The 2,840-nt window shown below is 71.1% G+C and carries 2 protein-coding genes and 3 pseudogenes; 2 read left to right on the plus strand and 3 right to left on the minus strand.

The window, feature by feature from the left end; all coding sequences use genetic code 11:
* Positions 1–117: 117 nt before the first annotated feature.
* Positions 118–855 carry a FadR/GntR family transcriptional regulator gene (locus tag AB0915_RS38870; protein WP_366696089.1) on the minus strand — a complete coding sequence of 246 codons (738 nt, stop codon included), beginning with the start codon at positions 853–855 and terminating at the stop codon, positions 118–120.
* Positions 855–1,478 (minus strand): annotated as a pseudogene (locus AB0915_RS38875) (amidohydrolase family protein); the annotation flags it as partial. The gene AB0915_RS38870 and the pseudogene AB0915_RS38875, both read right to left, overlap by 1 nt.
* 2 nt (positions 1,479–1,480) lie before the next feature.
* Here AB0915_RS38875 and AB0915_RS38880 point away from each other — a divergent pair.
* Positions 1,481–1,960: pseudogene (locus tag AB0915_RS38880) on the plus strand (ATP-binding cassette domain-containing protein); the annotation flags it as partial.
* Positions 1,960–2,235 (plus strand): annotated as a pseudogene (locus tag AB0915_RS38885) (S8 family serine peptidase); the annotation flags it as partial. The pseudogenes AB0915_RS38880 and AB0915_RS38885, both read left to right, overlap by 1 nt.
* Before the next feature lie 284 nt (positions 2,236–2,519).
* Here the strand turns inward: AB0915_RS38885 and AB0915_RS38890 are convergent.
* The coding region (locus AB0915_RS38890) for a carboxypeptidase-like regulatory domain-containing protein (protein ID WP_366696087.1) at positions 2,520–2,840 on the minus strand (321 nt) is incomplete at its 5' end.

Consider the following 2,840-nt stretch of genomic DNA (forward strand, 5'->3'; position numbering starts at 1 on the left):
TTTCCTCCACCCCGCGGGTGCGCTTGTGCTTGATCACCCGCGCGATTCGGGGTGACCACGACTTGGGGGTGGCGGGGCCGGCTTCAGCCGGCCCCGCCACCTTTTTCTCGTCCTTGCTCAGGCGAGCCCGGAGGCTTGCGCGCCGAGCGTCCCGCGCAGCCACTGCTCGACCTCCGCAACGTGCACCGTCGCCCAGGCCTGGGCGAGTTCCGGACGCCGGGCGGCAACGGCCTCGTAGATCGCCCGGTGCTGCTGCCTGGTCCGCTCCACCGCGCCCTCCTCGGTTCGGCCGCGCCACAGCCGGGCCCGCGCGGTCGGGCCGGACAGGCCGTCGATCAATGAACAGAGCACCGCGTTGCCGGAACCCGCCGCAAGCCTGCGGTGGAACTCCAGGTCGTTGTCGATCAGTGCCTCCAGCGAGGCGTCGTCCTCCAGCCGGGCCAGCACTTCGCCGAGTGCAGCGATCTCCTCGTCCGGCATGACCCGGGCCGCCATGGCCGCCGCGGCCGGCTCCAGGATCCGCCGGACCTCCAGGAACTGCAGTACCGTATCGTCCTGCTGGAGGTCGGCGGCGAAGGACAGGGCGTCGAGCAGCAGGTCGGGTTCCAGACTCGTCACGTACGTACCGTCGCCCTGGCGCACGTCGAGCACCCGGATGAGTGAGAGCGCCTTCACCGCCTCCCGGAGGGAGTTGCGGGAGAGCCCGAGACGCTCGGCCAGGTCGGCCTCGCGCGGGAGCCGGGAGCCCGGGCGGAGCTCACCGCTGACGATCATGGCCTTGATCTTCTCGATCGCCTCGTCGGTGACTGGCCCTCTCGCTCGCCTCGCTCGTGTCCGGGTCTGTGCAGGATAGATCACGGCTGGTACGGCTGTGCGGGTGGCCGGAGGCCGTAGACACGGGCCGCGTTGTCATGGAACAGCGCATCCTTCTCCGTCGGGCTCAGCCGGTCGGTGAGGCGGTCGGCGATGCGGACGACCTCCCGGTAGCCGGCCCGGAGCGTGCAGACCGGCCAGTCCGAGCCGAAGAGCAGCCGCTGCGGACCGAAGGCGTCCAGCACGGTGTCGGCGTACGGCGTGAGGTCCTCCATCTGCCAGTCGGGCGCGGCCTCGGTGACCATGCCGGAGAGTTTGCACACGGTGTTGGGCAGGGCGGCCAGGCGGCGCAGGTCGGCCTCCCAGGGGGCGAGCTCCCCGGTGGCGATCGGGGGCTTGCCGAGGTGGTCGAGGACGAAGGTCAGCCCGGGAATCCCGGCGGCCACGGCGAAGGCCGCGGGAAGCTGGTGCGGTTTGACCACCAGGTCGTAGACGAGGCCAGCCTGCCCGACGGCGATCAGGCCGCGACGGACGTCATGGCGCAGCAGCCAGTTGGGATCGGGCTCGTCCTGGACCTGGTGGCGGATGCCGACCAGTCGGTCCCCTCCCGGCTGTTCGCGCAGGGCAGCGATGGCGTCGGCGACATCCGGGGCTGTGAGGTCGGAACACGGTCGCCCTCAGCGACGCCCGCATCTCGGTGGCACCGGGCGAATCCCATGCCCTGGTCGGCCGCAACGGCGCGGGCAAGTCCACGCTCGTGTCGATCCTCACGGGCCTGCAGAACCCCGACACCGGAAACCTGCGCTTCCACGGAGAGCCGGCCCCGGCCCTCGGTGACACCGACGCCTGGCGCTCCAAGGTGGCCTGCGTCTACCAGCGTTCCACCATCATCCCGGGCCTGACCGTCGCGGAGAACCTCTTCCTCGACCGGCAGAGCTCCGGTGCGCTGCGCCCGATCAGCTGGAAGCAGCTGCGTCACCGCGCGAGCGATCTGCTCGCCGAGTACAGCGTGGAGGTCGACCCGACCGCGCGTGCCGAGGACCTGACCGTCGAGCAGCGCCAGGTCGTGGAGATCGCCCGAGCCCTGTCCTTCGGCGCCCGGTTCATCATCCTCGACGAACCCACCGCCAAGCTCGACGCCCGCGGGTGGGCTCGCCGGGCGCCGCCGCCGACGCGCTGACCGTCGGCGCGGTGAACAAGCAGGACCAGCTCGCAGGCTTCTCCAGCCGCGGCCCGGTCACGGAGACCTTCGCGGTCAAGCCGGAGATCACCGGACCGGGCGTCGACATTGTCGCCGCGCGTGCGGCCGAGACCGCGATGGGTACCCCGCATGTGTCCGGCGCCGCGGCGATCCTCGCGCAGCGCCACCCGGACTGGACAGCCGACCGGCTCAAGCAGGTGCTGGTGGGCACCGCCAAGCAGGGCTCGTTCACCGCCATGCGCTGGGTGGAGGGGCTCATGGCCGGCACCCCCGACGGCGGCCGCGACCACGGCATGGACGCCCGTACCCGCACCTTCGTGACCCGCACTACGGAAAACCTCCTGCGCGCCTTCGCGGAGGGCCCCGCCGCACACCACCGTCCCGCACCGCGCGCGAACGTCGGCGAGTTGTACAAGAGGCGCGCGGTCTGAACGGCGGCCAGCCGTTGAACGCGACGCGGGCCGGTCCCGAGGGACCGGCCCGCGCTGTTTTCACCGGAACTGGGTCACGAGACCTTCTTCAGCGTGAAGTTACCGGTGACGGTGCCCCCCTTCGCGAGCTTCACCGTGGTGGTCACCGGCTGGTAGCCGTCCTTGGACACGATCACCTTGACCGGGTTGAGGCGGCTGTCGAACCACAGGCCGTAGGTGCCGTCCTTGGTCGTCCGCAGGGTGTAGCTCGTCGTCGAGGCGTTGATCTGGATGGTCGCCCCGGCCAGCGGCGCGGTGCCACCCTTGCCGTCCTCGCCGAGCACGGTGCCGGCGTACTTGCCCCAGTCCTTCGGCGGGTTGACGTGCATCTTCACGCCGACGCCGGCGACCGAGTA

It is taken from the genome of Streptomyces sp. NPDC048411 (assembly GCF_040704695.1).
Classification (GTDB): Bacteria; Actinomycetota; Actinomycetes; order Streptomycetales; family Streptomycetaceae; genus Streptomyces.